The organism is Streptomyces sp. NPDC012835, from assembly GCF_042900885.1.
GTDB lineage: Bacteria > Actinomycetota > Actinomycetes > Streptomycetales > Streptomycetaceae > Streptomyces.
This window is the reverse complement of sequence record NZ_JBIBBW010000007.1, coordinates 92,682-119,490: the sequence shown is the minus strand read 5'-3', so window position 1 is coordinate 119,490 and position 26,809 is coordinate 92,682. Positions and strand designations below refer to the sequence as shown.

At 68.5% G+C, this 26,809-nt stretch carries 24 protein-coding genes and 3 pseudogenes; 8 read left to right on the top strand and 19 right to left on the bottom strand.

The window, feature by feature from the left end; genetic code table 11:
• The first annotated feature begins 49 nt into the window (after nt 1-49).
• Both ACFY6S_RS26145 and ACFY6S_RS26140 read left to right on the top strand, forming a co-directional pair.
• Nucleotides 50-2,125 (top strand): Eco57I restriction-modification methylase domain-containing protein, encoded by a 2,076-nt coding sequence (locus tag ACFY6S_RS26145; RefSeq protein ID WP_388827438.1) that lies wholly within the window; start codon nt 50-52, stop codon nt 2,123-2,125.
• Between the two features lie 881 nt (nt 2,126-3,006).
• Nucleotides 3,007-3,714, top strand: coding sequence for a hypothetical protein (locus ACFY6S_RS26140; protein WP_388827441.1), 708 nt, complete (start codon nt 3,007-3,009; stop codon nt 3,712-3,714).
• Nucleotides 3,715-3,732: 18 nt separating this feature from the next.
• Here the strand turns inward: ACFY6S_RS26140 and ACFY6S_RS26135 are convergent, their stop codons facing one another.
• The 7 genes and pseudogenes from ACFY6S_RS26135 to ACFY6S_RS26105 all read right to left on the bottom strand — a co-directional run bounded on the left by ACFY6S_RS26135 (nt 3,733) and on the right by ACFY6S_RS26105 (nt 10,350).
• Nucleotides 3,733-4,482 carry a transposase family protein gene (locus tag ACFY6S_RS26135; RefSeq protein WP_388827445.1) on the bottom strand — a complete coding sequence of 250 codons (750 nt, stop codon included), beginning with the start codon at nt 4,480-4,482 and terminating at the stop codon, nt 3,733-3,735.
• Nucleotides 4,483-5,088: 606 nt separating this feature from the next.
• A pseudogene (gene tsaD / locus ACFY6S_RS26130) lies at nt 5,089-5,748 on the bottom strand (tRNA (adenosine(37)-N6)-threonylcarbamoyltransferase complex transferase subunit TsaD); the annotation flags it as partial.
• 284 nt (nt 5,749-6,032) lie between these two features.
• Nucleotides 6,033-6,248 carry a hypothetical protein gene (locus ACFY6S_RS26125; protein WP_388827448.1) on the bottom strand — a complete coding sequence of 72 codons (216 nt, stop codon included), beginning with the start codon at nt 6,246-6,248 and terminating at the stop codon, nt 6,033-6,035.
• Between the two features lie 221 nt (nt 6,249-6,469).
• Nucleotides 6,470-7,123: a DUF5134 domain-containing protein gene (locus ACFY6S_RS26120; protein WP_388827451.1), complete on the bottom strand. Its 654-nt coding sequence runs from the start codon at nt 7,121-7,123 to the stop codon at nt 6,470-6,472.
• Nucleotides 7,120-8,604 (bottom strand): PepSY-associated TM helix domain-containing protein, encoded by a 1,485-nt coding sequence (locus ACFY6S_RS26115; RefSeq protein ID WP_388827454.1) that lies wholly within the window; start codon nt 8,602-8,604, stop codon nt 7,120-7,122. The genes ACFY6S_RS26120 and ACFY6S_RS26115 overlap by 4 nt, the downstream gene beginning before the upstream one ends.
• Nucleotides 8,605-8,801: 197 nt before the next feature.
• Entirely contained in the window at nt 8,802-9,407 is a 606-nt protein-coding gene (locus tag ACFY6S_RS26110) for a sigma-70 family RNA polymerase sigma factor (protein ID WP_388827457.1), read from the bottom strand.
• Between the two features lie 178 nt (nt 9,408-9,585).
• A complete protein-coding gene (locus ACFY6S_RS26105; protein ID WP_388827460.1) occupies nt 9,586-10,350 on the bottom strand; it encodes a hypothetical protein in 765 nt (254 codons plus the stop codon).
• 127 nt (nt 10,351-10,477) lie between these two features.
• Between ACFY6S_RS26105 and ACFY6S_RS26100 the strand changes: the two genes are divergently transcribed.
• The gene (locus ACFY6S_RS26100; RefSeq protein WP_388827462.1) at nt 10,478-11,389 is read left to right on the top strand and encodes a hypothetical protein; all 912 of its coding nucleotides are present in this window, start codon (nt 10,478-10,480) and stop codon (nt 11,387-11,389) included.
• A gap of 18 nt (nt 11,390-11,407) precedes the next feature.
• Here ACFY6S_RS26100 and ACFY6S_RS26095 read toward each other — a convergent pair whose 3' ends face one another.
• From ACFY6S_RS26095 to ACFY6S_RS26060, 8 genes and pseudogenes are all read right to left on the bottom strand, one after another.
• Nucleotides 11,408-12,202, bottom strand: coding sequence for an ABC transporter ATP-binding protein (locus tag ACFY6S_RS26095; RefSeq protein ID WP_388827465.1), 795 nt, complete (start codon nt 12,200-12,202; stop codon nt 11,408-11,410).
• 5 nt (nt 12,203-12,207) lie between these two features.
• Entirely contained in the window at nt 12,208-13,173 is a 966-nt protein-coding gene (locus tag ACFY6S_RS26090; RefSeq protein ID WP_388827763.1) for a FecCD family ABC transporter permease, read from the bottom strand.
• 65 nt (nt 13,174-13,238) lie between these two features.
• Entirely contained in the window at nt 13,239-14,279 is a 1,041-nt protein-coding gene (locus tag ACFY6S_RS26085; RefSeq protein WP_388827468.1) for an ABC transporter substrate-binding protein, read from the bottom strand.
• A 344-nt stretch (nt 14,280-14,623) separates the two neighbouring features.
• Nucleotides 14,624-15,139, bottom strand: a complete 516-nt coding sequence (locus tag ACFY6S_RS26080; protein ID WP_388827766.1) for a copper chaperone PCu(A)C — start codon at nt 15,137-15,139, stop codon at nt 14,624-14,626.
• 2 nt (nt 15,140-15,141) lie between these two features.
• Nucleotides 15,142-17,430 carry a heavy metal translocating P-type ATPase gene (locus tag ACFY6S_RS26075; protein WP_388827471.1) on the bottom strand — a complete coding sequence of 763 codons (2,289 nt, stop codon included), beginning with the start codon at nt 17,428-17,430 and terminating at the stop codon, nt 15,142-15,144.
• Nucleotides 17,430-17,699, bottom strand: coding sequence for a hypothetical protein (locus tag ACFY6S_RS26070; protein ID WP_388827474.1), 270 nt, complete (start codon nt 17,697-17,699; stop codon nt 17,430-17,432). Before ACFY6S_RS26070 ends, ACFY6S_RS26075 begins: the two co-directional genes overlap by 1 nt.
• A 134-nt stretch (nt 17,700-17,833) precedes the next feature.
• Nucleotides 17,834-18,397: a hypothetical protein gene (locus tag ACFY6S_RS26065; protein WP_388827795.1), complete on the bottom strand. Its 564-nt coding sequence runs from the start codon at nt 18,395-18,397 to the stop codon at nt 17,834-17,836.
• 67 nt (nt 18,398-18,464) lie between these two features.
• Nucleotides 18,465-18,626, bottom strand: a pseudogene (locus ACFY6S_RS26060) (alcohol dehydrogenase catalytic domain-containing protein); the annotation flags it as partial.
• A gap of 517 nt (nt 18,627-19,143) precedes the next feature.
• On the opposite strand from ACFY6S_RS26060, the gene ACFY6S_RS26055 reads away from it, so the two are divergent.
• Nucleotides 19,144-19,476, top strand: a complete 333-nt coding sequence (locus ACFY6S_RS26055) for an SCO4225 family membrane protein (protein ID WP_388827477.1) — start codon at nt 19,144-19,146, stop codon at nt 19,474-19,476.
• Nucleotides 19,477-19,549: 73 nt separating this feature from the next.
• Nucleotides 19,550-20,185: an SMI1/KNR4 family protein gene (locus ACFY6S_RS26050; protein WP_388827480.1), complete on the top strand. Its 636-nt coding sequence runs from the start codon at nt 19,550-19,552 to the stop codon at nt 20,183-20,185.
• A 709-nt stretch (nt 20,186-20,894) separates the two neighbouring features.
• Here the strand turns inward: ACFY6S_RS26050 and ACFY6S_RS26045 are convergent.
• Both ACFY6S_RS26045 and ACFY6S_RS26040 read right to left on the bottom strand, forming a co-directional pair.
• Entirely contained in the window at nt 20,895-21,263 is a 369-nt protein-coding gene (locus ACFY6S_RS26045; protein ID WP_388827483.1) for a VOC family protein, read from the bottom strand.
• 28 nt (nt 21,264-21,291) lie between these two features.
• Nucleotides 21,292-22,065, bottom strand: coding sequence for an SDR family oxidoreductase (locus ACFY6S_RS26040; protein ID WP_388827486.1), 774 nt, complete (start codon nt 22,063-22,065; stop codon nt 21,292-21,294).
• 81 nt (nt 22,066-22,146) lie between these two features.
• On the opposite strand from ACFY6S_RS26040, the gene ACFY6S_RS26035 reads away from it, so the two are divergent.
• Nucleotides 22,147-22,725 (top strand): TetR/AcrR family transcriptional regulator, encoded by a 579-nt coding sequence (locus tag ACFY6S_RS26035; protein ID WP_388827489.1) that lies wholly within the window; start codon nt 22,147-22,149, stop codon nt 22,723-22,725.
• 36 nt (nt 22,726-22,761) lie between these two features.
• Here ACFY6S_RS26035 and ACFY6S_RS26030 read toward each other — a convergent pair.
• Nucleotides 22,762-23,221: pseudogene (locus ACFY6S_RS26030) on the bottom strand (Tn3 family transposase); the annotation flags it as partial.
• Between the two features lie 212 nt (nt 23,222-23,433).
• On the opposite strand from ACFY6S_RS26030, the gene ACFY6S_RS26025 reads away from it, so the two are divergent.
• Complete coding sequence (locus ACFY6S_RS26025; RefSeq protein ID WP_388827492.1) at nt 23,434-23,592, top strand: hypothetical protein; 159 nt, start codon at nt 23,434-23,436, stop codon at nt 23,590-23,592.
• A gap of 184 nt (nt 23,593-23,776) precedes the next feature.
• Here ACFY6S_RS26025 and ACFY6S_RS26020 read toward each other — a convergent pair whose 3' ends face one another.
• Complete coding sequence (locus ACFY6S_RS26020) at nt 23,777-24,529, bottom strand: MerR family transcriptional regulator (RefSeq protein ID WP_388827494.1); 753 nt, start codon at nt 24,527-24,529, stop codon at nt 23,777-23,779.
• A gap of 166 nt (nt 24,530-24,695) precedes the next feature.
• Here ACFY6S_RS26020 and ACFY6S_RS26015 point away from each other — a divergent pair, with 166 nt between their 5' ends.
• On the top strand, nt 24,696-26,207 hold the full coding sequence (locus ACFY6S_RS26015; protein WP_388827497.1) for an alpha/beta hydrolase: 1,512 nt from the start codon (nt 24,696-24,698) through the stop codon (nt 26,205-26,207).
• Nucleotides 26,208-26,809: the final 602 nt, after the last annotated feature.

The following is a 26,809-nucleotide window of genomic DNA, read 5'->3' as shown; positions in this document are numbered from 1 at the left end:
TCAGGATTGGCGAACTCGCAGCGGTGGACCAGGAAGCAGGATGACTCGAGTGGCAAAAGGCAAGCGAATTGTTGACGAGCGCACCCTTGCCGGCTGGTTTAGTTCCCCAACAGAAGCGAGGGCAGCCAAGCTAGAAGGCGAGAAGGTCGATCCGATCTTCTACCACGCTGATGTGGAAGAGCACGTATTCGATCAGGATTCCGGTGCTACCAAGCGATGTGACCTGACGCTCCGGTCAAAGCACACGGCGCTCGCTAGTGTGGAGATGAAGCGCCCGGAGATAGCGCAGGCCGATGACCCCGCCCTCCTGATCGACGCCTGGAAGAAGGCAATCGGTCGCGGCCTCCCGTACTTTCTCACGTGCAACTTCCGCGAGATCATGCTGTGGGGAACACAAGACGGGCCGCATCAGCCGACGCCTATCCTGAAGCGTGATCTCGTAAAGGGATTGAGCCACTCATATTACGCGTCTGCGCGTCGAGATGAGATGAGCGTAAACTGGCGCAACTTCCTAGACGAATTCGCCGAGATCTACCGCCGCAGGCTGCATCCCAAGGGCGTTGAAAAGAAACTTCCGCCGCAAGTATCCGAACTGAAGGACGCCATTTCTAACGCTGCAGTCGAGGCGGCTGGTCGAATCCGCAAAGCGGCGACTGATAGTGAATTCCGAGAGAGAACGCTAGAGATCTTTCGATCGCAGTTTGGTGTCGAAATCTCTCTGGATCCATATGGGAACGTGGAGCACTTCTTCGCGGAGTCTGAGCAGGTTGCAACTATCTCTGCATTCGTTATCTCCACGCGTCTTATGCTCTACCAAGCCCTCGCGACTGCTACGCGACCTGACGGGGGTAGTTTTGGAATGGATGACCTGGAGATCGCGCGAAGCACATCAGATCCCAGGAGGGTCGCAAGCGACCTTCGCAGCCTGTATGAGCATGCGCGCCGTAAGACGGGTGACTTTGAGGTCCAGTTCTCTTCCACGGACCTGGATGAGATCGTTTTCGTTGATGGTGACAGCGCTACGCACGATGTTGGAGCGCGTTGGGGCAAGGTAATCGACGTAGTCAAGAGTGCAGACTGGGAGTCGCCGGCAACCTATGTGCCCGGGCTCTATGAATCCCTGCTTGACGATGAGCACAGGCACGTCATGGGGGTTCATTATACGCCTGACACCGTTGTTGAGTTGATTACTGCATACGCCGTACGCGAGCCCGCAGATATCGTGCTCGATCCGTCGTCGGGAGCTGGCACGTTCGTCACGATGTGCTATGACAGGAAGCGAGCTCTCGGGTCGACACATGAGCAATCACTCGAGGAAGTCTATGCCGTTGAGTTGGCCGAATTTGCAGCCTCGCTTACTGGCTTCAATTTGACGCTTGCTGACTCCTCGGCGACGTCTGCCTATCCCCGAGTGTTCCGCACTGACTTCTTCGATACGTATCCCGGTGAGGGTAGCCCTCTGACGCTGCCGTCAGTGGGGCGTCTTAAGTATCCGGCCAGCGTGAATGCTGTAGTCGGGAATCCGCCGTACATTCGCTTTGAGAACCGAACCTCGGAGGAGCGTCAGGAGGTTTTCGAATTCCTGCAGAAGCATTTCAATAAAACTCAAACAACCTACCCGAACTTTACGGGGAAGGCGGATATTTGGGCGTTCTTCGTGGCGGGCGCTCACATGTATCTCCGGCCTGGAGGGCGGCTGGGTTTCATCGTGTCATGGAACTTGCTCGCCTCGGAATATGGTGATGCTGTTCTGGCATTCCTCGGCAGGTATTTCAAGGTGCATGCCCTGATTGACAGCCGCGTCGAGCGCTGGTTCGCCGCAAAGCAGAATACCGTCATCATTCTCGCGGAGAAGGTAGAGGAGCCTGCAGCGAGATTCTCGCATATGCCCAATGTGAGCATTCCTTCCGATCATCTCGTTCGCTTTGTGCGCCTAAAGCAACCGTTGGCTGAACTCTTGGCTACGGACCTCCCTCGTGGAAAGCGGGCAGAAGACGTCATAGACGAAATCCTGGCTGCCGCATCGGATGTGGGCGAGGATCTCCGCTGGGATATTCGGGTTTTCCCGCAAAGTCAACTAACGGCTTCGGGCCGCGATGCTGAGGAATCGGAGGAAGGCGCGTAATGACTAGCGGGGTTGATTTTCGAATCCTTGGGGCAGCGTCAGCTTTTCCTGGAAAGCTGGGGTCTTCCTGGGGGGCCTGTCTTGTCGAGCCGCCTGCCATTGGGGCGCTGCGCCGTCGTGCAAGCTCGAATCTCGTGAGACTCGGAGAAATCGCGCCGGCGAAATCAGGGATTCCCACGCGAGTTGTCGGCTACTTCTGCCTTGAGGAAGTGACTGACGCGACGATTACAGCTCGAATGGGTTTGCGATCCCAGCGAGATCGGCAACGCCTCACCGTTGTCCGCGATGGTCGGGGGGCTCTGCATGTGCTTGAGCGTGAGGCACTCAAGCCTATGGTGCGGCGTCCTGGAGTGTTGGATGGGCGTATTGATGTTGAGTCGGAAGACACTGACCCGTGGCGGATGCTCTATCTGACTGACTCCAAGAGCGAGTTGGAGCTAAAGCGATGGGCTCATGTCCTGACTTACATTCACTACGGTGAAACAACTGACTTCCCGGCCAAGGAAGGTAGCCGGAGAGCCGGAGGAATTCCCGCTCTCCGCCCTCAAGTCCGCGTGCGTCCCGTCTGGTTTCAGGTTCCTAGAATTCCGACTGGCCAGGGCAGGGTGTGCTGGCTGAAGGGTCGAGGGGATCGTCATTACGCTCCGACGCTTGCAGCAGATATTCTTATTCCAGACAACTTCCTCTACTCGGCTCCCCCCGCGGAGTTGTCGGTGCCTCGCGCGTTTGCTGCCGTCGCAAACCTTACGTGGACGAACCTGATGGCAGAGGTGTATGGGCGCCGGGGTGGCGGGGATGGAGTCCTGCATACCTATGTTCGAGAACTTGCACAGCTCCCCATCATTAATCCGCTTCGCTTCACGAGGGCGCAAGCTGAGGACATGGTTGAGCTGTTCAATCGCGTGTCGAGTCGGTCAGCATTGCCTATCGATGATGAGCTTCGGCAGCCAGACCGACAGGCATTCGACTCCTGGGCCATGAAGTACCTGTTTGGCGAGGACTCGGATGATGCCGCCCGCGCCGTCGAGCGGGCCATACGGGATCTGGCCATGGAGCGCACTCAGCGGACGATAAGTGGCCGCGAGCAACAGCAGAAGGCTGTCCGCCGCACCGTATTTGATCCGGCGCCTATCGCAGCCCGCATTCTGATGGAGCATGGCATTCCGCCTAGGCTTAGAGATTTCCTTCCGTCCGAGGAATCATGGACTGGAATGATCACCACTATGAATGTTCCAGCCCATGAATCGGCACCGGCAACTCTTGGTGAGACGCTGCTTGATCAAGGGGATGTTCTGATTGGCCAGAATAAGCTGATGGAGACCCCGAGCGAAGCTCACTCGAGAGCCGTGGTGGCATTGCTAGCCGTCGATCCAAAATTCACGGGCGAGTTCGCTCTGCCAGTCGACAGCGATGTTGTTTCGGCTGCAGTGGACGAGTGGTCGGCAGCATGGGGGACATGGCGTCAGACGGTGCGGGCAGCGTTGAAGACAGTGCTTCCGAAGCCCTCGCAGGCCCAGCGGCGCGTGCAGGTCGCCCGAGAGCTGGAGTCTCGTACAGGACTTCTCGCAGCGACGCTGGCGTCAGACTGAGAGAGTTACTGAGCGTTTTCAGCGTTGTTTCTCCAGGGTGAGGACGGCTCTGGTGATGACGCTCATGCGGTTGGGGCTGATGCGGGATCTGCGGAAGATCTGCCAGGACTTCAGCCGTGCCATGCCTCGTTCGACAGGTGCCCGGGCCGCGGACAGGGCCCGGTTCTCGGCCCGCTCGGTAAGGGTGAGTTCACCGCCCGGCGGTCGGCGCTTGGCGGTGGTGACCCAGTCGCCTGCACCGATGTAGGCCATGTCGGCGAGGATCGGAACGCCCTGGCGCGCGCAGATCCGGAGAATCTTGTGGGTGCGGGCGGCCGTCAGATCGTGGGTCCGGCCCGGCAGTGCCGGCGACAGCCACAAAATCTCCCCGGCCGGGTCCGTGACGACCTGCACGTTCACTCCGTGCCGCTTGTGTTTCGAGGAGTAGTCCGCCCTACCGTCACCGACGCGGTCGCACTCGGCGAGCGTGCCGTCCAGGAGAACGAAGTCCGGATCGTGCACGCGCAGCGTCTTCAGTAGGCCCGGTGCCTGCTCGGCGAGCAGCCCGGTGACCGCCGTGACATAGGCGTGGGCGGTGCCGACGGATATGCCGAAGGGCGCGGCGATCCGGGCGAGGGTGTCATGGCGGCGCAGGTACACGAGTGCGACCAGTGCACGGCGGCGCGGCAGGAGTTTGCACCGCCGGTCACCCTCGCGGGTGACGATGAGCATCGTGACCCACTCGACCAGGGCGTGAGGCAGGTCGAGTGCGGCAGGATACGGAACCAACAGGGCTCCTGTGCTGCTGAGCTGAGACGTCGAACACCTCCCTCAACGGCACGGGAGCCCTGTCCGTTGCGTACCCCAACATCACACCGCCCCGTCACCCGATCAGTGGCCGTACTGAAAACGCTCACTGCGACACGTCCCGGCTGCGAGGCGGGCGGAGACAGTCAGAACGTGGTGATCGCTGTGAGACGTGTCTGCAAGAAAGTGCTGGCCTGCGTGAGCGCTGCGTGAGCGGACCGGGTGGCACGGGGGTGGACTAGACGTCACGGAGCTCAGGGCTGCAGGTCTCTGATCAGGGAAAACGGCACTCTGTGGCATCGTCCGGCATCAGCTGGGATGATCTTGCAGGCCCTCGTAATGCGTAGGTCTCGGGTTCGAATCCCGAAGGCGGCTCCGAAAAGGCCCAGGACAGATAGTCTCTGACCTGGGCCTTTGTGTTTTTCATGATCCATTTGCGTGGGCAATCCTGCCCGCTCGGGGCCTCATGATCGCCCCCGGTGGACAGCCGGTGGACAGGCGTGCAGCGGGCGCGCAGAGCGGTGGACGGGCGGCCGATCCGGTGGCCTCTCCGAGGCGTAGGCACTGGGGGGTGGACCCGCAGTCCTGTGCTGCCGTCTTGAGTCCGGAGAAGGAGAAGGCGTACGGGTCGTTGCCGCCCTTGATCAGGGGGCGGGGGAAAGCGACCGCATCCGGGTTCCCCGCCTTGGCGGCGCGGTCGATAGCGGGGCCGCCGGGGTAGGACAGGCCGAGGATCCGGGCGACCTTGTCGAAGCATTCTCCGGCGGCGTCGTCGAGGGTGTCGCCCAAGTGCAGGATCGGCTCGCGCACCAGGTCACGCACGAGGAGCAGCGAGGTGTGGCCGCCGGAGACGATAAGGACGACGCACGGCTCGGGCAGCGGCCCGTGTTCGAGAGTGTCGGCGGCGACGTGTCCCGCCAGGTGGTGCACCCCGTAGAGCGGGACCCCGGCCGCGTAGGCGAGGGTCTTGGCTCCGGCGAGGCCGACCTGGAGAGCGCCCGAGAGGCCGGGCCCCGTGGTGACGGCGACCGTGTCGAGTTGCCCGAGCCGCATCCCGGCCTGCGAGAGCGCCTCTCGCACGACCGGCCTGAACGCCTGGAGGTGGGCACGGGAGGCGATCTCGGGCACGACCCCACCGAAGCGGGCGTGCTCCTCCATGCTCGACGCCACCACGTGGGCCAGCAGTTTTCCGTCCCGCACGATGCACGCGCCGGTCTCGTCGCACGACGACTCGATCCCCAGCACCACCGGTGCGCTCACTCCAGGCTCCTTCTGCGCGTAAACCGTAGTTGCAAGATATGTGCAATAAGGTGATGGCGGCAGGTCACCCGTTCCGTACGACCGAACTGGAGGCCCGTCCGTGCCCACCACCGCGGTCATCGACAGCAGCCGAACCGTGGCGACGCTGCTCAACGTGCTCGCCGTTGTCCCCGAGTCACCCGTCACCGGCAGGTACGGCAAAGGCTCCCGTGGGCTACGCGCCCACAGGAGCCTTTGCCGTGCGCCGCGACGGCGCACCCTGCACCGAGGGTTCAGGCCGCGACCAGTGCGTCCAGCTTCCCTTCCTTGGCCTCCTCCACGAGGGAGGAGAACTGGTCGGCGCTCATCTGCACGCACTGGCCGAAGTCGTCGGTGATGACGATGCGCTTGTCCTCCGGTGCGGCGGGGTCGATGAACAGCTGCGGGCAGCCGCAGGTGCACTTCCCGCAGAAGGTAGCCACCTCTTGGAGGCCCGTCAGATCGGTCATGCCCCTGCTCCCTTCGGACGGTTGTGCACGTTGTGCTGCCGTCATACCCGGCGCCGGCACACCGGACGCGATCGCGGGACGAGCCATCGATGCACACGCGCCGCGGTGGTCGCTCCAGCGCGCCTGCGGTGCATCCGGAACAGTGAGTCGTCCGGGAACCGCGAGCGGTCTCCGGACGACTCACTGAAAGAAAGGCGGGCTGCGGCCCGCCCCCTTCGCCCTCACACGAGCAGAGCGAACATCACCCCCATGCCGACGGCCATCGCCGCGTGGCAGGCGGGCTCGGAGGCTTCGCCCGCGAGGATCGCGACCGAGCGCCCGCCAGGTGCCGCACCGGCCAGCCGCTGCTCGTCGAATGCCTGGGCCAGCCAGCGCAGTCCGAGCACCAGGAGGACCAGGGCGAACAGTGCGGCCGTCCACTGGTCGCCGGACTGGGAGAGCGTCATGGCGCTGGTGGCGTCGGTGCCGGACATGTCCATTCCCGGCATGTCCTGGGCCGCGCCTCCCATGCTTCCGGCCATGCCGGAGCCGTTCATCAGCGCCGCCATCCAGGCCATGGAGGCCATCATCACGATGTGGGGCAGGGCGCCTGACAGCGCCGCGGTGCGGGTCGTCGCTCGCGCGGAGCGGGCGAGCGCGGCACCGGCGAACCAGAGCGCGCCCGCGGAGAAGACGATCACCTGCGGGCCTGCGGGGAGATCCATCCCCCACGGCCAGGCCATCGCGGCCATCGCCGCTCCCATGACCGCGTGCAGGGCGTGGCCGACGCGGTTGACGACGGGGCGTCCCGGCGTCGCCGCCAGCCACAGGGCGTAGCAGGCGGGCAGGACGAAAAGTGCGGTGAGGATCCACCTCAGTCCGGTCGCGTTGATCACGCGGCCACCTCCTTGGGCTCGTTACGGCGCCGGCGTCGCGCACCGACGATCAGGTCGACGACGATGAACACCAGCAGGGGCAGGCCGAAGAGGGGGACGAAGTAGCCGATGGCGGCGGTCAGCAGGACGGCCGGGGCGAGGAACCAGCCGGGCAGGCGCCGCCAGGTGCCACGGGTGGGGGCGCGGCCGAGGGTGAAGCCGTCGGTGCGGGTGGGCCTGCGCAGCCACCACATGCGGTAGCCCCACAGGATCATGCCGATCAGGGCGATGGCGATCAGGGCGAGGACGATCTGGTTGGCAAGGCCGAACAGCAGGCCCATGTGGGCGTCGATGCCCCAGCTGGTCATCTTCGACAGCAGCGGATAGTCGGCCCAGTTCGCGCGGTCGGTGATCTTGCCGGTGGTGGGGTCGACGGCCACGGTGTCGTGGCGTTCGAGCCAGCTGCGGGTGTTCTCCTTGACCACGTAGGTGGCCTGGTCCTTGGTCGGCGGGCTGACGTTGAGGACGCCGCGCAGCCCGGCTGCGTGCGCGGAGGCCACGACCGCGTCGATGCCGACGTCGCCCTTGCTCGTCCGGGTGTCAGAGCCGGTGGGCTGGTGCGCGGTGTGTCCCGGCAGGGTCGTGGAGATTGCCGGTGTGGGGCCGGCCAGTGCCGACTGGACCTTGCCGATGCTGGCTCCGGCGTGGACGGACCAGGTCATGCCGGTGGCGGATAGGCCCAGCAGGCCGACCGAGGCCCACACGCCGACCGCGGCGTGCCAGGACATGGTGCGCCGGCGCCCCTTCGGCCCGCCCTGGGGGATGAGCACCCGCCGGATCCGCTGGCGGGAGCGTGGGGCGGTCAGCCAGAGGGCGAGTCCGCCGAGGATCTCCACCCACAGCCAGCTCGCCGCGATCTCGCTGTAGATCCGGCCGGGCTCGCCCAGGTTGAGGTGCCGGTGAAAGCCGTCCACCCAGGACCGGACCGGCAGCCACCAGCCGGCGAACGTCCGCTCCTGGCCGAGCACTTCGCTGGTGTACGGGTTCACGAAGGCGGTCTGGGTGTAGTTGTCGGGCAGGCCGGGCCGGTCGAAGACGACGCGGGTGCTGTCCGTGCGGCCGGTGGCCGGGGTCACCGAGAACAGCGTGCCGTCGGGGACCGCCTTGCGTGCCGCCGCCACTTGGGCGGACAGCGTCTGGGGAGTGCCGTGCGGGGTGACCTTGAGTTCGTGGCGGTAGACGACCGCCTCGATCTGCGGGGTCGCGGTGTACATCAGTCCGGTGACAGCGGCCACGAGCAGGAACGGGCCGATGAGGACGCCCGCGTAGAAGTGGAGCCGGAGCAGGATCGGGCGCAGGCCGCTCCACGACACGGGCGGCTTGGCGCCGGGCTGCGTGCGCGTCTCGGTGACCGGAGCTGTCGCGTCGCCCTCGTGGGGCGCGAGGGTGGGGTCGGCTGTGGATATGTCCGTCGCAGCTTGCGCTGTGTGGCTTTCCGCCATAACGGGCCCTTCTGTAACGGAACGTCGTCCACCGCTTTCGGCGGTCCGGTGTAGTGGTCGGACGCGAGGGCGGGCGAGTTCCCGGCGTCTTGTCGTGAACGGGGTCACGGCAAGGACGGAGGAGTCGTGGTGGCGGGCTGACGCCGCACCCCCCAGGGGGCAGGCGTGTGTGCGGTGCGGCGTCAGCCCGTGTCGGGTCAGGCCGCGGCGAGTTCGAGCGCGCCGGGGCCGGATGACGGCGTTGCGGTACCTGTGAGAGACCGCTCCAGCCGGGCGCGGGCCCGTGAGACACGCGAGCGCACCGTGCCCACTGGGCAACCGGCCAGCACGGCGGCCTCCGCATAGGACAGGCCGAGCATTTGCGTGAGCACGAACGCCTCGTACCGGTCCGGGGGCAGGGCCTCGACGAGTTCCATGACGGCGATGCCGTCGTCGAAGCCGGGCAGCCCCCTGGGCTGGCTGCGCTCGGCGGCGCCTTGCCAGTCGGTGGTATCGGAGATGCGTGGCCGGGCGGCCGCGTGGCGCAGGCTGTCGGCCACGACGCGGCGTGCGATGGACAGCAGCCAGGTACGGGCGGAAGAGCGGCCCTCGAATCGGTGCAGGCTCGACAGGGCGCGCAGGAACGTGTCCTGGGTGAGGTCGTCGGCGGCCTGCGCGTCCTTGGCCAGATAGGTCACGAAACGGCGCACGTCCAACTGCAGGGCGCGTACGAAGTGTTCCAGGGCTTGGTCGTCGCCGCGTGCGGCGGCAAGGGCGATGGCGGTGACCGTGTCGTCGGTCACCGCGGACGGGGCAGGAGTCATTGCCCGAGGTCCCTTCTCGGATCCCGCTGGGCGCACGCGTGAGCGGCTGTCGGCGCGGGGCCGGACAGCTCACGGTGGGTCACGGGATGACGGGAGTTGAACCCGCGCCGCCCGTCAGGGCGTGGCGCGGGAGCGCGTCCGGGCGGCGGTCGGCCGCCCGGACGCGTGGCACCGGCTGTCAGGCGACAGCGGGCTCTCCAGGGGGACCTCGGGTGGCTAGGGTGTGAACGAGAAGCCGCGAGCGCAGTGGTGCGACGGTGGTGACGGTGCGCCGGACAGGTGCGGGGACCTGGGCCACCGGGCACAGGGCCAGGACCAGGCGCAGGGGCACGAACGCCCGGTCGGCGGCGGCGCGCAGGACGCGGAACGCGGCCCGCTCCCCCAACGCCAGCCAGATGCCGCAGACCAGCGCTGCGGCCACGTGCGCGACGAGCATCCCCCACGACGCCGTGCCCGACATCGCTCCCATGTGGTGCATGCCGGCCATGGAGTCCATCCCGGCCATGTCGTGCGCCATCGCGCCGCTGCCGTGCCCACCGGTGGGCATGTTCATCTGCTCGGTGAGACCGGTCCGCAGCGCCAGATCGTAGGCGCGGGCGGCCGCTTGGGGCGTGGGGTCCCCGCAGAGCAGCAGGCGGGCCCACTGCTCGGGGGCGGCTGCGGAGGACGTGCCGGTGGTGGCGTGCGCGAGCGACTGGGACAGGGTGAAGGCGATGTGCAGGCACGCCTGCACGGCCAACGTGAGCGCGACCACGGTGCGCGGTCGGCGTTCCTCGGCGGCGAATAGCCAGCCGGTCAGCGCCGTCGCGGCGGCTGCCAGGGCGAGTACGGGCCAGGGCAGCGGCGTTCCGGACATCCAGACGTGGCCCACGGCGGCGAGCACGACGCACACGGCGGCGAACATCGCGGCGCGGGACGCGCGGGACAACCGGCTGACGGACACAGCCACATCTTGGCACTGGCACCGCGCGCTGAGGAGCACCGGGGCGGGCGGTTGACGCGGGGGGTGCCGTGGTGGTTTCGGCAATGCTCCGTGAGGCCGGGTGGCGAGGTGGGAGCATGAGCGCGCCATGACTGCTGGACGGTGTGCGCGCACTGTGCGGACCGGGGTGTTCGCGGCGATCCGCGTAACGCTCGCGGCCCTGGGGCATGTCGTCATGTCCGGCGCCGGAGTCCCGTGGTGGGCTCTGCTCGTGGCCCTGATCACGACGGGAGTCGTCGGCTGGGGGCTGTCCGCTTTTGAACGCGCGGGGCGGACCGTGGTGAGGGCCCGCGTCGGAATCCAGGTCGCCCTGCACGCGATGCTGTGTCTGGCGCAGGCCGCGGCGCGACCGGACGTCGGCGGGTCCCTGCCGCGACGCTGGCTCGCGTACCTGCTCTGCACGGCCCCGCCGACACCCCACCCGCAGAATGGCTCCATGCCGTCCATGCCAGGGATGAGCAGCTCGGCGAGTACCGCCCTGCACGCGATGCCCGGCATGGGCGCCCCGGGGCAGGGCATGAGTGCCGCGTCCTCGGCGGGCATGCTCGCCGCCCACGTCCTCGCGGCAGCGCTGTGCGGCGGCCGGCCGGCCCGGGGCGAGCGCGTGGCCTTCGACGCGCTGCGAGCCGTCGAGTCCTGGCTGGCCGCGCCGCTGAGGCTTCCTCAGCCGTGCGCGCTCCTCGTGCCCGACTGCTGTGTCCCCGCGTCCCGTCCGGTTTCCGACCGGGCTCCGCGTCGCCTCCTGCTCGCCAGGGCGATCACCCAGAACCTCGACTGCGCGGACGTGGCCGCCACGACGGCCAGGCTGCTGCTGCGCGGGGACGACGCGCAACGGCCGCTGATCGCGGCACAGCTCGACGCCTGCCTCATCGCCTGCCGCGACGCTCATGAGCTGTGCGGCGGGCATGCCGGGCACCGCGAACACCGCCGCGTCTGTACGGAGACGGCCCGAACGGCCGCCGAGGCGTGCGAGGCGCTGCTCACCGCCCTGAAGCACTGAACAGCGCCACCAAAGCCGCTAGTTCGCTACGTGACCGTCCACGCTCAGCGGATCCGCCGCATACGTGAGCCGGACCACACCGTCCTCGTCGCGCCGTGCTGCTGCGGCCACGCCGAAGACCTTCGCGAGTACGGCCGAAGTGAGCACGTCGAGGACGGGTCCGGCGGTGACGACGCTGCCCTGGTCGAGGACGACGAGGTGGTCGCAGAACCGGGCCGCGAGGTCTAGGTCGTGCAGGACGGCGAGCGTCGTGGTGCCGGTGGACCGGATCAGGTGCAGTAGTTCGAACCGGGCTCGGATGTCGAGGTGGTTGGTCAGCTCGTCCAGGACAAGCAGGCGGGGCAGCTGGGCCAGGGCCCGCGCGAGCAGCACCCGTTGGCGCTCGCCACCCGACAGCGAGGCGTAGTCGCGGTGCACCAGGTGCCGGACGCCGCACCGGTCCACGGCACCCTCCACCGCATGCCGGTCCTGGGGTCCGTCGCGTCCCAGCAGGCCATGATGGGGCGCCCGTCCCAGGGCGACGGTCTCAATCACCGTGAGTCCGCCGCTGCCGCCGGTTCCGTCCTGGAGGACGGCGGCGGTGCGCAACGCGGCGGCGCGCGGGCTGAGTGTCCAGATGTCGTCGTCGCCGACCCGGACCGCGCCGTCGGCCGGCTTGAGAGAGCGGTAGACGGCCCGCAGGAGGGTGGACTTGCCGCTGCCGTTGGGGCCGACGAGTCCGACGAGGTCGCCGGGCCGGGCGTCGAGGTCGACGCCGTTGAGGATGGGGTGCCGGTCGAGGGTGATGTGGAGCCGGTCGACGGTGAGGCGCATGCGTGTCAGTCCAGACCCTTGTTGCGGCGCAGCAGCCACAGGAAGAAGGGAGCGCCCAGGAGGGCGGTGAGGATGCCGAGCGGGAGTTCGCTCGGCCGGTTCAGGGTGCGCGAGAGCAGATCGACGAGGACGAGGTAGACCGCTCCGAGCAGGGCGGACAACGGCAGTAGTCGGCGGTGGTCGGCGCCGGTGGTGAGCCGTACCAGGTGGGGGATCATCAGGCCGACGAAGCCGATGCCGCCCGCGACCGCGATCACCGAGCCGGTCAGCAGGGCGCTGAGCAGGAGCAGGAGGGTGCGCAGCCGGTTGACGTCGGTGCCCAGTGAGGTCGCGGTCTCGTCTCCGGCGAGGAGCACGTTGAGCTTGCGGCCGAAGAGGGTGAGCAGGCCGGTGCAGCCGATGACGACGGCGGTGACGGCGGGCAGTTGGTGCCACTGGGCGCCGGCCACGCTGCCGAGCATCCAGAACATCACGGTGCGCAGCTCGGTGGGGGTGGCCTGGAGCTGGACGTAGCTGGTGGCCGACAGGAACACGTAGCCGACCGCCACGCCGGCCAGGATCAGCCGGGTCGGCGCCATGCGGCCCCGCCTGCGTCCCAGCCAGAACACCAGCGCGCCCGCGACGACCGATCCGGCGAACGCGGCGGCCGACACCCCCACCCCGAACAGGGCCGCTCCCCCGCCCAGGGTGATGACGAGGACGGCGCCGAACGTGGCGCCGTAGGAGAAGCCGAGCACGAGCGGATCGGCGAGCGGGTTGGCGACCACTGTCTGGAGCACCGCGCCGGTCAGGGCGAGTCCCGCGCCCGCGACGGCGGCGAGCACCACGCGCGGGGTGCGGAACGTCCACACGATCTGGTCCAGAGCGCCGTCGGCGGGCGGGTCGCCGATGCCGGTGACGTGGTGCAGAACGATGCGCCACACCTCACCCAGCGGCACGTTGACCGCGCCGATGCTGACCGCGATCAGCATCACGGCAACGAGCACGAGGGGCAGGACGACGAGTGCGAGCGCCGCGCGGCGCCGGCCCGGTGGGGTCAGAACGCGTCCGGGTGCAGCTTCTTCGCGATCTTCTCCACGGCCCGGTCGTTGTCGGGGCTCAGGTAGATCGAGTCGGACACCGTCACGTACGTGTTGGTCTTCGCGGCCGGCCACTGGGGGAACTCCTTGAACAGTTTCCGGGCGTAGGCCGCGGGGTTCGGGTCCTGGTAGGCGATGACGACGAGCGCGTCGACGTCGGTGGCCGCCACCTTCTCCTTGCTGAGGTCGGCGAACGACGTCTTCGACGCGTTCTCGAAGACGTTGGCGGCCCCTGCCTTGCCGAGAATGTCGTTGTAGATTCCCTTGGCGACCACCGCGCTGAATTCGTTGCTGCCCATCGTCATGTTGGTGAACAGCATCATGACCTTCGGCTTCTTCTTTCCCTTCACCTTCGCCGCGACGTCGGCGATGTGCTTGCGGGAAGCGGTGATGATTTTCTCGGCACGGTCCGAAACGTGGAAGATCCGGCCCATGTCACGTAGGAGACGGTAACTGTCCTCGATGGTGAGTTCGGAATTCTCGTCGTGGCAGCCCTGTGGGGAAATGTAGGTGCGCGCACCCGCGTTCTTCAGTTCGTCACGGGTCGCGAATCCGTTCTTCGCGTCGAAGCCGTACGACGTGGTGGACAGGACGAGGTCGGGGCGCAGCCCGATCATCGATTCGCGGGGGATGTCGAAGGCGTCGTTCAGCTTGACGCCGCCGGTCGGGAGTTTCTTGATCGCCTCGGCGCGGCCGGGCACCTCGGACATGCCGTACGACTGCTGGTTCGCCACGATCTTGTCGCCGAGCCCCAGGGCCAGCAGCGTCGAGACCTCGGCGACGGAGGCGCCATTCATGACGACGACCCTGCTCGGCGCCTTGTCGAAGACCTGTGTGGTACCGCAGTTCTCGACCTTCACCGGATAGCCGGAGCCCCCGGCGGTCGCTCCTGCACGGCTGCCCGAGGTGTCGTCATCGGCCGATCCGCCGCAGGCCGTGGCTGCGAGGCTCAGGGCGATGACGGCCGCGACGGCGGCTGCTGGTCTGGTGACGGGCATGCGCGTTCCTCCGGTGTCCACGAGAGGGGGACTGATCCCCCGCCCCAGTAGTCGGGCGGTCCGGCTTTCCGGTTCCCGTCGTGCTCGGAGAAAAGAAGAAATCCTGCCGGCTGCCTCCCGCACCGGGACGGGGTGTGGCGATCAGGGCAGCCGACAGGAGTGCGGAGCACGCTCGGGAAGGCGAATTCCATCGCACTCCGCAGGAAAGATGCTGGCGTGGACCGGGCCCACGCGAAAGGCGCGTCCCCGCACATCCACTCGTGAGGATTCTCCTTTCCCCTCCGGGAACCACGGGGCTCCGCCTGCCGACTACCTTGAATTGCGGGACGGTGTGCGGCTCATGATCAGAGCGATCCGGGCCGCACGACGTCCGCTCGCACGCGCACCGTGCCGCTGTGCGTGAAGTGCAGATCGAAGGAGATCCGGTCACCGACGCTCCAGTCCGGGTCGGCGGGCACGGTGACGTCGCTGGACATCGGGGTCATGTCCAGCGTGCCGCGCGCGGGCACCTGGATCCGGTCGGCGACGTCGCGGTAGGCCGCGCCCTCCGGCGTCATCCGGTGGCGGCTCAGAGCGATCCCGTCCCCGATCGAGGGGGAGGTGACCGCCGTCAACTCGTCTGTGGAGTCACCCTGGTTGGTGACACGGAAGAAGGCGGCCGTGTCCGGAGTGCCGCCGGTCGGCAGGAAGACGCGGGCACGAGTGATGGCGAGGTCGGGCGGCGTACCCGCGTTCCCGAGGGACGTCCACGCGGTCAGCCCGCCCAGGGCCACCATGCAGGCGGCCACGGGGGCGGCTGCCGCGAGCAGCGACTGCCGCAGTCTCCCGGCCGTGCGTGCGGCCGGGACGGTCGTGGACATGTTCACCAGGTGCTCCTTGCCCGCTGTCCGGGCTTGTGCGGGCGGGTGGCGGTGGGTGCGGGCTGCCAGGTGCGCAGGCGCAGGCTGTTGACGACGACGAGGACCGAGCTGAGCGACATCGCCGCCGCGGCCGGCATCGGGTTCAGCAGACCGACCACGGCCAGCGGCACGGTCACCACGTTGTAGCCGAACGCCCACACCAGATTGGCGCGGATCGTGCCGAGTGCAGCACGGGACAGCCGTACAGCGTCGGCGAGTGCCTCGATCTCGCCACGCACGAGCGTCACGTCGGCGGCGCCGATCGCCACGTCCGTGCCGGCGCCCATCGCGATCCCGAGATCGGCGCAGGCGAGGGCGGCCGCGTCGTTGACGCCGTCCCCGACGACCGCGACCCGGCGCCCCTCGGCACGCAACGCGGCGACCAAGGCGGCCTTGTCCTCGGGCGAGCAGGCGGCGTGCACCTCGTCGATGGCCAGCCGCGAGGCGACCGCACGTGCCGGAGCCTCACGGTCCCCGGTGGCCAGCACCGGCCGCACCCCCAGCCGACGCAGCCGGTCCACCGCCCGGTAGCTGCCCGGCCGCAGCACATCCCCGACCGCGAACAGTCCCACCACCGTGCCGTCCACCGACACCTGCACCGCGGTGTGCGCCGCTTCCTCGGCGGCACGCAAGGCGTCCCCGAGGGCTTCCGGCAGACCGTCGCCCACGGCGGACACTTCGACGAGCCGCCCGTTCACCCGGCCGCGTACACCGAATCCGGGCGTCGCCACGAAGTCCGACACCGGCGGCAGCACCTCATCGGCGAGCGCGCGCACGGCGTGCACGGTGATCGCCCGGCCCAGCGGGTGCTCCGAGGCGTCCTCGACCGCCGCCGCCAGCCGCAGCACCTCGCCCTCCGTCGGGCCGTCGGGAACGACCGTGACCCGGGCCACGCTCATGTGACCCGATGTCAGCGTGCCGGTCTTGTCGAGCACGACGGTGTCTACGTGCTGCAACCCTTCCAGCGCCTGCGGCCCGGTCACCAGCACGCCGAGCTGCGCGCCCCGCCCGGTCGCGGCCATCAGTGCCGTCGGCGTGGCCAGCCCCAGCGCGCACGGACAGGCCACCACCAGCACCGCGACACACGCGGTGACCGCGGCCTGTGCCTCCGTGCCGGCACCGAGCCAGAAACCCAGCGTCGTCACCGCCAGCGCCAGAATCACCGGCACGAACACCCCGGCCACCGAGTCCGCGAGGCGCTGCGCGCGCGCCTTGCCCGCCTGCGCCTCGGTCACCAGCCGCGTGATGCGGGCCAGTTGGGTGTCCGCGCCGACCGCGCTCGCCCGCACGAGCAGGAGCCCGCCCGCGTTGACCGCGCCCCCGACCACCGTGTCCCCGGGCCCCGCCTCGACCGGCTCGCTCTCGCCGGTCACCAGCGCCTGGTCGACCGCCGAACTGCCCTCCACCACCACACCGTCGGTGGCGACGCGCTCGCCGGGACGTACGAGGAACGTGGCCCCGACGGCCAGCTCCTCCACCGGAATCAACCGCTCATGCCGCCCCTCGCGAACGGCGACGTCCTTCACACCGAGCCGGGCCAGCGACCGCAGCGCGGCCCCGGTCCCCCGCCGCGCCCGCCCCTCCAGGAACCGGCCCGTGAGCACGAACAGCGGCACGCCGACCGCCGCCTCCAGATACAGATGCGCGACCCCGTCCGCGGCGGACGGCACCAGCGTGAACGGCATCCGCATCCCGACCCGGCCCGCTCCTCCCAGGAACAGCGCGTACACCGACCACGAGAACGACGCCGCCACACCCAGCGACACCAACGTGTCCATCGTCGCCGCGCCATGCCGCGCCCCGCGCGACGCCCGCTGATGGAACGGCCACGCACCCCACACCGCGACCGGCGCCGCCAGCATGAAGCACAACCACTGCCAGTTCCGGAACTGCAACGCCGGAACCATCGACAGCACCAGCACCGGCACCGCCAGCAGCGCGACGACCACCAGCCGTTGCCGTTCCGCACGGTCGGCCGCCGACTCCTTGTCGTCCCGCGTCGCGACTGCCTCCTTCTCCGGCTGCGGCAGCCGGGCCGTGTACCCCGCCTGCTCCACCGCCGCGACCAGCTCCTGCGGACTGACGTCGGCGGGGTGGCTGACCCGGGCGCCGCCCGTGGCGAGATTCACGCTCGCCGCGACCCCGTCGATCTTCGCCAGCTTCTTCTCGACGCGCCGCACACAGGCGGCGCACGTCATCCCGCCGACCGTGATGTCGGTGACGGTCAGGGCTTGCACAGGCACGGCGCCCATCAGCGACCACTCCCGTGATCCATCTCCATGCCGCCCATGTCACCGGAGCCCGACTCATCGCCGTGGCCGTCGGCGCCGCCGCCACTGCTCGACCCGTGCATCCCCGGAGCGACCGGACCGACCGCATGTCCCACCGCGTACGAGACGCCGAACATCACGGCGAGCAACAGGACAAAACCGAGCAGCGTGGGGGCCGGAAGCCGTCGACGTCCCGACTGCTCAGGAAGTGAGAGCGCGGGCGCCAGGGCTCTATCAATGTGCTTGCTCAATGTTGCTCCCGACCGTGCTGTCCAACGCTCTAGCCGCGCTACATCAGAGCTTCCGACGCGCGGCATCTCTACAGTGGTCGGGTGGAAAGGCGGTGACGTTCCCGCTTGGTCGTGTGAGGGGCCTCACATGCACTTCATCCCTTCTCGTACCCGTCGCGCCACGTGGCGCGATCTGCTGACCCTCGTCTCCACGCACTGCGGCAGGCAGCACCTGTGCGACGCGCGGTGTCAGCACGCCGGCCTCGGCCTGACGGCAGAGAGTGTCCGGGCCGGCCGTGTCGCCGATGCGATCGGGGACCGTCACCGGGCATACCCTGATGTCCCGCTCGGCCGGTCCCAAGCTCGACGAGCGTGCCACCGTCGCTGATCGCGGGCACCAGGTCGGCGGTCTGGGCCGACCCGTCCACCACACCGGCCACGCCCTCGGGCACGAGCGCACGGAAGCGCTCAGCGATTCCGGCACCGCGCTCGACGACGTGGTCCGCCCCGAAGCCACGCACCGTTTCGACATCGCGAGGGGCCGCGTCGGCGATCATCGTCAGCCCGTCCGCCGAGGCCGGCTCGACCGCGTAGCCGCCCACGGCACCCGCGGCACCGGTCACCGCGACCGTCCCGCCCGGCGGCAGGTCCAGCACGTCGAGGGCCAGTCGCGCGGTCATGGCGTTCATCGGCAGCGTGGACGCCTCGGGAAAACCCATTCCCTCCCGGCGCCGGCACGACCGACTCGGCCGGCACGACGACCTGTTCCGCGTAGGCGCCCCCGTGCGGACCGGTGAACAGCACCAGCGCCACCACGCGTTGGCCCACTGCGAGCCGCCCCTCGACCCCGGGCCCGATCTGGTCGATGACCCCGGCGGCATCCATGCCCGCTACGAACGGAGGCCGACGGCCGGGCATCCGCACCGCGTGCCCGCCCGTACGCAGCATGACGTCCGTGGGGCTCACCCCGGCCGCGTGGACCCGGACACGGACCTCACCAGGGCCTGCCTGAGGTTCGGGCAGATCCAGCACCCGCAGGACCTCCGGACCACCGAACCCGTACATACCGACAGCCTTCACGCCGTCCTCCGACCACCCCTGCGCGACACGCATTCCAGGTAACGCCGCGCGCCGGCCCGGTAGGCGAGGAAATGACCGGGTGGTCAGGCGTGGTACGCCCCTGGCTGATCCGGGCCCCGCGCCCAGGCGGACACGGCCAGCCCGCATAGCGCCCGGCGTTGTTGCCACCCGCGCCCCCGGGGGAAGCCCCCGGGGACTGGCTGGAAGTGCAGCGTCGTCAGAAGCATGGGCGGCCGGAATGTCCGACCCCGGCCGGCAGATGCGAAGGCCGAAGGCGAACATGAGTAGGGGTACTCATGTGATGCAACTCGCGGAAAGGCATTGTTCAGACCGTCAGCAGGTCAGCCACCGTACCGGGCATTCCGGAATTCCCAGGAGATCCGTCATGGAAGAGAATCGTCGCTCGTTTTCCCAGAATCTCCGCCACTACCTGGTCAACCCTCTGTCCCTGGGATATTTGGGTGTTGTTCTCGCGGTGTGCCTGTGGGTGACCATCGACGCCATCTCCCACTCCTCCTCCGGAGACGCCAGCTTCGCCGGAATATGGGCCTTCTTGGTCACGGCACCGACCTCGATGGTGTTCCTCGTCGCCGGCCCCGCAGGGCTGATAGGCGTTCCCATCGGCGCCCTCGTCCAGGCCGCCGCGCTCGGCGCCCTGTACCGCGACATCACCGAACGGCGGGCCCGCAGCACCGGGAGCGGTGTCAGCAACGCCTGACTGCCCGGCAGTTCGACAGGTCCAGCACCAGGGGGCCGACGCCTCCCCTGCATTGTCGTAGCCACCTGGCACCATGATCGGCATGAGTGAGACAACTGAGCCTGAAGACAATGAAGTTGCCGACGTCTTGACTGCGCCAGAGGCGTGGCGCGACTTTCTGCAGCGGTACGGCGAGCTGTACGTGAAGACCCTTGCCGACGAGGAAGAGCTGGACGACCTCCTGGACGAGGATCAGCTGGAGGCTCTGGACCAAGGCGGACACGTCGAGCTGTGGCTGGGTGAAGCCCCTGCTCGCCAGGAGGCTCTGGCGGCAGCCGAGGAACGGCTCGGGGTGCGGTTCCCGCCCAGCCTGCGGGGATTCTTCCTGGCGAGCGACGGGTGGACGCGCCTCGATGACCACGTGGACGGCGTCCATCCGTGCGACCGCGTCGTGTGGATGCGGGACAGCGAGGCCGGCAGCCGGGTGATCGAGACCTACGCGTCCATACCCGGCAACGAGGAAGACGTCGAGTTGTTCCGCCGGTCCGTCGAGATCGCCCGGGGAGAGGACTTCTGGCTGCTCGACCCGACCGACATCGGGCCGGACGGCGAGTGGGCCGCTTACGAGTTCGCACCGAAGTACGGCGACACCACCCAGCACCCCAGCTTCTCCGCACTCTTCCGCTCCGGGTACGAGAGCATGGAGGAGGACGCGGACGACATGGACTGAGGCGGGTCGTCAGTCTTCACGCTCACGCCCCGAGTGGGGCAGGGGCGACGGCCGCTTCGTAGGACCGAGCGGTTCCGTCGCGCCGGGAGGCGATCCCTCGCGTGCGCAATGCCTCGGCGGCGGATACACGCGCAAAGCGCCCTCGAACAGCCCCTGCCCCAGGACGTGATCGGGCCCGGGTGCCCCTGCCTGGGGCCCCCGAGCCGGCGCGGGCCGGGGATCGCGGTGGGTGCGGAGACCGGAGTCGACGCCGGCGAAAGGTGTGCTGGACGTGCCATAGCGCCCGTGGAAGAGGCCGTTGGTGCACCCGGAGGCGCCGGTGACGGGGCGATCTCCCCCTGAACTGGTCAGGAGGTGGTGTGCTGTGAGCGGGGTATGACGACGAGGGCAAGGCGCGGGTTTTCTTTTCCTTTTTCGACCTGTGTCGTCAGTAACCGCGGATCACATCACCGAGGCCGCCTCGGTTGTGAACGCCGGACTTATTCTCTGCCCGCCTTCGTGGTGCGTCAGTTGACCGAGCCAGAGCGAATCAAGCGCGGGCAGGTCTCTGAAATGGGTTGAGTAGGAGCTGGTAACGCGATCTTGTTGAAGTGGGCTGGTGGGGCGTAACCGGTGTGAAGATTCGGCCGTGCGTGAGCTGTCGGTATTCGACCGTGGATCGTGGACGATCGTTTGACGAAAGGCGCGGCCCGATGGACGGCCGGTCGGCTCAGGTCGAGCGCAGGCAGAAGGGGTGTCCGGCCGGGCTGGCGTAGACCCGGCTACCGGTCCGGGTTTCCGGGGTGACCTCTTCGGTGGGCCGCAGTCGGGTGGCGCCGGCGTCGGTGGCCGTGCGGTCGGCGGTTGCGAGGTCGTCGACGCCGAAGTCGAGGTGCATCTGCTGGGAGGTGCCGTCCGGCCAGTTGGGGGCGGTGTGTCCGGGGGCGGACTGAACGACGATCACCGGGAGACCGGGGGCCTGAACGAAGTGGTGGGTCGGCGTGAGGGTGAGGGTGCCCCCGAGCAGCCGGTGCCAGAAGGAGCTCTCCTTCTCGATGTCGGCGGCGTCGATGATCACGGAGGTCAGGGTGATGGGCATGGAGTGTCCTCGTGCTGTCGGTGGTTGCTCAGACGGTCGGGATGATGCCGCCGTCGACGCGGAACTGTGCTCCGGTGAGCCATTTCGCTCGGCTGGAAGCAAGGAAGGCGATCATCTCGGCGACATCCTCGGGGTCGCCGGGGCGGCCCATGGGAACGTTCAGGTGGTCCACGATCTGCTGGGTGACCTCTTCGGTGGTGATGCCTTGCTTCTCGGCCATGTGCTTCAGGTGGGCGGTGGCGCCGTCGGTGACGACGAAGCCGGGAAGGACACAGACCACGCGCACGCCGTGCCCGCCGACCTCGGTGGCCAGTTCGCGGCTGTAGGTGTTGAGCGCGGCCTTGGCGGCGGCGTAGGACGCCTCGGTGCGCTGGGGCAGTTGGCTGGCGATCGAGGAGACGTGCACGACGACGCCGGAGCCCCGCTCAACCATTCCCGGCACCAGGGCCCGGTCCAGGCGCACGGCGCTGAGGAGGTTCATCTCCAGGTCCGCCTGCCAGGATTCGTCCGACCGGCTCAGGGTCGGCGCCGGGGCGCTCGCCGCGCCCGCGTTGTTCACGAGCACGTCCACGCCGCCCACCTGCTCGACGACGCGGCGGCCGAGTTCGGCCACTCCCTGCTGCGTGGAGAGGTCCGCCGCGAGGAATGTGGCACCGCTGTCCTCCTCGGGCCGGCTGCGGGAGGCCGTCAGCACGGTCGCGCCCGCGGCGACGAAGCGGCGCACGGTCGCCGCGCCCAGGCCCCGGCTGCCGCCGGTGACCAGTACCCGAAGGCCGTCGAGGTTGTTGTCCGTGATGGGCATGGGGTCTCTCCTCCGTAAGATGAACCTGACTCCGGAAACGGTACACGTAAACGGAACCGGACTCACCTTATGGAGGTTCTCTTGCCGGCATCACGCCCGCTGCGTGCCGACGCGCGACGCAACCGCGAGGCCCTGCTGTCCGCGGCTCGCCAGGCGTTCCTTGGCGGCGACACCGACGCGCACGTCGAGGACATCGCCCGCAGCGCCGGCGTCGCCGTCGGAACGCTCTACCGCCACTTCGAAACCCGCGAAGCGCTGATCGAGGAGGTCTACCGCAAAGAGGTCGACGAACTGTGCGCCACGCCCGGTGTCCTGCTGGACCAGCACACCCCGGAGGAGGCGCTGCGGCGCTTCCTGCTGCTGCTCGTGGACCACGCGGCGGTGGGCAAGGGGATGTCCAGTGTGCTGGAAAGCATCATGGCGACGGACTCACACGTCTTCGACGACGCACGCACCCGTATGGCCAACGCCCTCTCCCTGCTGCTCGAAGCCGGCAGCGCGGCCGGCACCGTCCGCGACGACGTCACAGGCTCCACCCTGTTGCGCGCCCTGGGCGGCATCTGCGGAATGCGCGCCACGGAGGGCTGGTTGGTCGAGGCCCGGCAGATCACCGCCCTCCTCTTCGACGGCCTGCGACACAGCGCCCCGCACTCACCCTGAGCCGGGGGCCGCGCGCCACCGGCCAGGCCCTGCCCGTCACTCCTGACCGCTCCCGTCGTCGTCCTCGTACAGCTCCGGCGGGTCAGGATCGCGCAGCGGGCGCCGGCGGCCGGGACACTGGCGGTGAAGTAGTAGCGGCCGAGCACGTTGAGGTTGGGCGTGCTTCAGCGGGGAGACGCGGGCGACGTCTTCGTCCAGGAAGTCGTGCTCGCGCTCCTCGGCGGGCCGGGCCCGCAAATCGAATGCGGCGTCGAGATGGCGAGTCGTCCACAGTGCTTCGGCATCCGGCACGACACCGAGCGCGCCGAGCCGGTCCTCCTGGGCGTCTTGGCGCCCGCATGATCTGTCCGCGCTTGCCGTGGCAGATGGCGCGGGCGAGCTTGTGATGGGACTCCCGCACGGTGAGCTGACGGTTCATCTGCCGCTGGTAGGTGTCGTCGACCGGGTCGACCACCCGTAGCAGGTGCGGAGTCCTGGCGATCCGCCCGTACCCGGCAGCCCCCGTTCGTTTCAGCAGCGCGGCCGGTGTGCGGGACTGGTTGTACTGGCTGGACACCTTCAGCGCTGCCTGTGGCCCCGTAGATGCTGACGTGTTCTCACTCCTCATCCGGGCCCACCGGGCTTCCGGAGAAACCTGACCCCGCCTCCCGAAGCTGTGCTGGACGACCATGCTCGATCTCAGCGCCAACTGCGGATCGGACCGGACCGATGAGTGCCGACAGCCGCCGAGCCCTCGACGACGCGATGACCGGCACGGCTATCAGCAGGGCGAGGACCTCGGCGATGGTGTTGGGCCGGCGGACCATGAAGTTCCTGCCGACCGGGGGCGAAGGCCACTACTTCCGCCGTACCGGTTCGTGCGGCTGACCGTTGATCCGGGGGTGGGCTCCAGCGGGCGTCGTGTTCCGAGTCGTCGTCACTGCCACTACCACCTGGACATCAGCGAACCGTAGTCGGTGTGGTCCACGTGCCGCACGTGCCTCGTTTCCGTAGGCCGGTACGACGCCGCGCGGACGGCACAGATGCGGTGTGCGCCTGCCCGGCGTTGCCCTCACTGCTGGGCGTCGTCGCTCTCGCTCCCCGCGGTGTCGTTCTCGACGAGGATGCTGTGAACGCGTCGCAGCACGTCGAGGTGCGCGCGGTTGTAGAACTCGACCAGTGCGTGCACGGTGACCGAGTCCGTTAGCGCCCTTTCTCGGTTCGAGGCCAGCCCGAGGTCGGCCAGAACAGGGTGGGCCCGGTGCTGCTGGCGGACTTCGGGCGCCATCTGCTCGGCCAGCCGCTGCCGTACGTCGTCGGGAGCGTCCTCCTCGAGCGCCGTGAACTCCGCTTCGAGGTCGCCGCGAGGTCCCGAAAGCTGTTCTTGGAGGGCGGCAATCGCTTCCGGTGTGAGGATGCTGGAGTAGGCCACCAGCAGGGATCGCTGGGTTTCGGGCAGGTCGTCGGCGAGCGTCTTGAAGTCCGGGGGCATGTCGAGCGCGGCCCGATTGTCCATGATGGCCGCCAAGTCCCGCCGCATCCGCTGTCGGCGTTCGATGTCCGCCGCGAGTTCGGCGTCCAGGTCCCGAAGGATCTGCCGTGCTCTCTCATCACCGCTCTCGACCGCGGGGACATCTGCGAGAGCCACACCGAGGTCGGTCAGTCTGCGGATACGCAGCAGGCGCACCAGATGGTTGACGCCATAGCGCTTGTAGCCGTTGGACGCCCGTTCCGGCTCGTCCAGGAGGCCGATCTCGTGGTAGTGCCGGACGGCCTTTGCCGTCGTCCCCGCGAGTTGCGCCAGCCGACGGGTACTCCACGCCATCAGGAGCCCCCTCTCCAGGATCGTGCCCGGCGGCCATTGAAAACCCTGCCCCTGGGGCACGGTCAACTCCGTTCGGTTCCGGCTCGCCACCGGTTGACCGTGCCCCAGGGGCAGGGAGTGGGATGGTCGCGACCACGCCCCACGCACCGATATGCGGAGACTGGACATGAAACGACAAAGCAGTGTCGGCCGAAAGCTGGCCCTCCTGGCGGTCATCGGCCTGGGCGCGTCACTGATCACTGTGCCCGCCGCCGCCGAGGAGACGAAAACCCCTCAGGTGGAGTGGGGCCAGTGCCCCGACGACGTCGGGGCGGAAGCCGCTCCGACCGTGCTGCGGTGCGCCACCGTGCGCGTGCCGTTGGACTATGCCGAGCCGGAAGGCGAGCAGATCGACCTCACCGTTTCGCGGCTGGCCGCCGCCGACCCGGACAAGAGGCGCGGCGTCCTCATGCTCAACCCGGGCGGTCCCGGCGGATCCGGGCTGGCGCTGTCCGCGCTGCTGGTGGCCCAGGGCCTGCCCAGCAGCGTCACCGACCGCTACGACTTGATCGGCATGGACACCCGCGGGATCGGTCGTTCCACACCGGTCAGCTGCGGTTTCACCACAGACAGCCCCTACTACTCCAATATCCCGCCTTACGCGGTCGATGACGCTGCGGTCACCGCGCAGGCGAAAGTCGCTGAGAAGGCAGCCGAGCAGTGCGCGGACAACGACGACGATGGCAGGCTGCGCCACCTGACCACCGCGAACACCGCCCGCGACCTGGACCGGATCCGGGCCGCGCTCGGCGAGGAGAAAACCAGCTACCTGGGCTACTCGTACGGCACGGCCCTCGGCGCCGCCTACGCGTCGATGTTCCCCGAGCGTTCCGACCGGATCGTGCTCGACAGCAACATCGGAGACACTCACCTCGACCGCGACGGCATGCGCCGCTACGCGCTCGGCATGGAGCAGACCCTGCCGGACTTCGCGAAGTGGGCCGCCAGTCGGCACGACAGCTACGGCCTGGGCCGCACACCTGGGCAGGTACGGGCGTCCTACCTCACCATCGCCGGCAGGCTCGACAAGGCTCCGGTCGCGGGAATCGACGGCAACCTCTTCCGGCTCCTGACATTCGGCCACCTGTTCAAGCAGACGCAGTACCCCACGCTGGCGCAGACCTGGCAGACGCTGCGCGAAGGCGACGAGGCCGCGGCCCGCGGTGTGACGGCCGCCACCGGGGAAACGGCGGACGGCACGCTGTCGCCGACCGACAACGCACTGACCGTGTTCCTCGCCGTCACCTGTAACGACGCCGAGTGGCCCGAGGACATCAACACCTACCGGCAAGGCGTCGCCGAGGACCGCGAACGCTACCCGCTGTACGGCGCCGCCACCGCCAACATCACCCCCTGCGCCTTCTGGCCGTACACCCCCGCTGAACCGCCCGTGGAGGTCGACGCCGAAGGCCCGCGCAACGTGCTGCTCCTACAGAACCGGCGGGACGCGTCGACCCCGCACCTGGGCGGGAAGATGCTGCGCGAGAAGTTCGGCGACCGCGCCCGGCTGATCAGCGTCGACGACAGCGGGCACGGTGTCTACGTCCTGGGCCGGAACTCCTGCGCGTTGAACTCCACCACGCGCTACCTCGTCGAGGGCAAGATGCCCACGAAGGACACGTCCTGCCGCGCGGATTGACCACCGGACCCGCGCCGTCGGCACCCCGTCCGCTGTTGACATCTTCCGGCGTACCCGTCGACGCCGGATCACAAGTAGTGCCGCAGTCCGCAGTACCAGTCCTCCCTTGGTAAACGACGTCAGTGGCGGCGCGCGTGCCGATAGATTCGGCAGTGGGGTCCGGAAGCCGGAGCAGACACAGGGCGGACCACGGGACTGCCCTAGTGGCGCTATGAGAGCTCGCCGGTGGTTCGCAGTGTCAGGAGTACGCCCTGCCGACGCGGGATCAGGGCCGGTGAATGGTGCAGCAGTGCATCGGAGGCCCGGCGCCCTTGGTACCAGGGCTCCGATGCGTTTCGAGGGGCGGGTCCTACGGAGGCGCCGGGTGGCCGCGCGTTGTAGGAAAGGCACAGTCGTCGTCGTGCCTCCGGCCCAATGTGCGCGGTCCTCGGTGAGAGCCGCGAGGTCTGAGGTCTGACGGGGATGAGTGGCCGATCGGCCTGGCCGGTGGACGGGCGGTGGACAGACGCCTTTGGCGCGGTGCGGCACGAGGTGGCACAGGCCAAGCTGCTGTAGATGCTCTGACCAGGAAATATGTCACGAGACTGTACGGCAGGGCATTC

What these genes read in the sequence shown, in the direction of transcription:
- ACFY6S_RS26140 (WP_388827441.1), top strand. Translation starts at nt 3,007, where the DNA reads ATGGTTGAGCTGTTCAATCGCGTGTCGAGTCGGTCAGCATTGCCTATC.
- ACFY6S_RS26125 (WP_388827448.1), bottom strand. Translation starts at nt 6,248, where the DNA reads ATGACCGATCTGACGGGCCTCCAAGAGGTGGCTACCTTCTGCGGGAAG.
- ACFY6S_RS26115 (WP_388827454.1), bottom strand. Translation starts at nt 8,604, where the DNA reads ATGGCGGAAAGCCACACAGCGCAAGCTGCGACGGACATATCCACAGCC.
- ACFY6S_RS26110 (WP_388827457.1), bottom strand. Translation starts at nt 9,407, where the DNA reads ATGACTCCTGCCCCGTCCGCGGTGACCGACGACACGGTCACCGCCATC.
- ACFY6S_RS26100 (WP_388827462.1), top strand. Translation starts at nt 10,478, where the DNA reads ATGACTGCTGGACGGTGTGCGCGCACTGTGCGGACCGGGGTGTTCGCG.
- ACFY6S_RS26095 (WP_388827465.1), bottom strand. Translation starts at nt 12,202, where the DNA reads ATGCGCCTCACCGTCGACCGGCTCCACATCACCCTCGACCGGCACCCC.
- ACFY6S_RS26090 (WP_388827763.1), bottom strand. Translation starts at nt 13,173, where the DNA reads ATGCTGATCGCGGTCAGCATCGGCGCGGTCAACGTGCCGCTGGGTGAG.
- ACFY6S_RS26085 (WP_388827468.1), bottom strand. Translation starts at nt 14,279, where the DNA reads ATGCCCGTCACCAGACCAGCAGCCGCCGTCGCGGCCGTCATCGCCCTG.
- ACFY6S_RS26080 (WP_388827766.1), bottom strand. Translation starts at nt 15,139, where the DNA reads ATGTCCACGACCGTCCCGGCCGCACGCACGGCCGGGAGACTGCGGCAG.
- ACFY6S_RS26075 (WP_388827471.1), bottom strand. Translation starts at nt 17,430, where the DNA reads ATGGGCGCCGTGCCTGTGCAAGCCCTGACCGTCACCGACATCACGGTC.
- ACFY6S_RS26065 (WP_388827795.1), bottom strand. Translation starts at nt 18,397, where the DNA reads ATGGGTTTTCCCGAGGCGTCCACGCTGCCGATGAACGCCATGACCGCG.
- ACFY6S_RS26055 (WP_388827477.1), top strand. Translation starts at nt 19,144, where the DNA reads ATGGAAGAGAATCGTCGCTCGTTTTCCCAGAATCTCCGCCACTACCTG.
- ACFY6S_RS26050 (WP_388827480.1), top strand. Translation starts at nt 19,550, where the DNA reads ATGATCGGCATGAGTGAGACAACTGAGCCTGAAGACAATGAAGTTGCC.
- ACFY6S_RS26045 (WP_388827483.1), bottom strand. Translation starts at nt 21,263, where the DNA reads ATGCCCATCACCCTGACCTCCGTGATCATCGACGCCGCCGACATCGAG.
- ACFY6S_RS26040 (WP_388827486.1), bottom strand. Translation starts at nt 22,065, where the DNA reads ATGCCCATCACGGACAACAACCTCGACGGCCTTCGGGTACTGGTCACC.
- ACFY6S_RS26025 (WP_388827492.1), top strand. Translation starts at nt 23,434, where the DNA reads ATGAGTGCCGACAGCCGCCGAGCCCTCGACGACGCGATGACCGGCACG.
- ACFY6S_RS26020 (WP_388827494.1), bottom strand. Translation starts at nt 24,529, where the DNA reads ATGGCGTGGAGTACCCGTCGGCTGGCGCAACTCGCGGGGACGACGGCA.
- ACFY6S_RS26015 (WP_388827497.1), top strand. Translation starts at nt 24,696, where the DNA reads ATGAAACGACAAAGCAGTGTCGGCCGAAAGCTGGCCCTCCTGGCGGTC.